This window comes from Pseudomonas sp. NBRC 111140 (genome assembly GCF_001320885.1).
In the GTDB taxonomy this organism is placed as follows: Bacteria; Pseudomonadota; Gammaproteobacteria; order Pseudomonadales; family Pseudomonadaceae; genus Aquipseudomonas; species Aquipseudomonas putida_P.
This window is the reverse complement of sequence record NZ_BCBQ01000198.1, coordinates 1-884: the sequence shown is the minus strand read 5'-3', so window position 1 is coordinate 884 and position 884 is coordinate 1. Positions and strand designations below refer to the sequence as shown.

At 65.3% G+C, this 884-nt stretch carries 1 protein-coding gene; it reads right to left on the bottom strand.

Features of this window, described 5'->3' with window-relative positions; translation table 11 throughout:
• On the bottom strand, positions 1-780 hold a 780-nt coding region (locus APH42_RS28860; RefSeq protein WP_060494757.1), incomplete at its 3' end, for an aminotransferase class I/II-fold pyridoxal phosphate-dependent enzyme.
• Positions 781-884: the final 104 nt, after the last annotated feature.

Sequence of the window (884 nt, the reverse complement as noted above, 5' to 3'; positions counted from 1 at the left end):
GCCAGCGACGAAGCCCGAGCGCAGGCCCGGCAGGTTGGAGCGCTTGGACAGGCTGTGGAACACCACGCAGCGCTTGAAGTCACTGCGGCCCAGTTCGGCGCAGGCGGTCAGCAGGCCCGGTGGCGGTGCGTCCTCATCGAAGTACAGCTCGCTGTAGCATTCGTCGGCCGCAATCACGAAGTCGTGCTCATCGGCCAGTGCAATCAGCTTTTTCAGGGTGTCCATCGGCACCAGCGCGCCGGTGGGGTTGCCTGGCGAGCACAGGAACAGGACCTGGCAGCGCTTCCATACCTCGGCCGGGACGGCGTCGAAGTCGGGGTTGAAGCCGTTGCTTTCCAGGCACGGCAGGTAGTGCGGGGTGGCACCGGCCAGCAGTGCTGCGCCTTCGTAGATCTGGTAGAACGGGTTGGGGCTGATGACCAGGCCGTCATCGGCACGGTTGACCACGGCCTGGGTGAAGGCGAACAGGGCTTCACGGGTGCCGTTTACCGGCAGGATGTGGCGGTCGGCATCCAGCCAGCCGGCCGGTACGCCAAAGCGCCGTTCGCACCACTGGCCGATAGCCTGGCGCAGGGCCGGCAAGCCGAGGGTGCTGGGGTATACCGCCAGCTTGTCGAGGTTGTCGGCCATGGCCTGGGCGACGAACGCCGGCGATTCGTGCTTCGGCTCACCGATCGACAGGGCGATGGCGCGTTTGTCCGCCGCAGGCTTCACGCTGCCCAGCAGGGCGCGGAGCTTTTCGAACGGGTAAGGCTGAAGCTGGGTCAAGGCATGGTTCATCTGCGCAAGGTCTCGTCAATCGTCTAATCGTTAAAAAGTCACGCGGGTCGGGCTGGTGTCGCTACCTTGGCCGGCCTGTAGCTGCTGCACGATGGCTTCCTGCA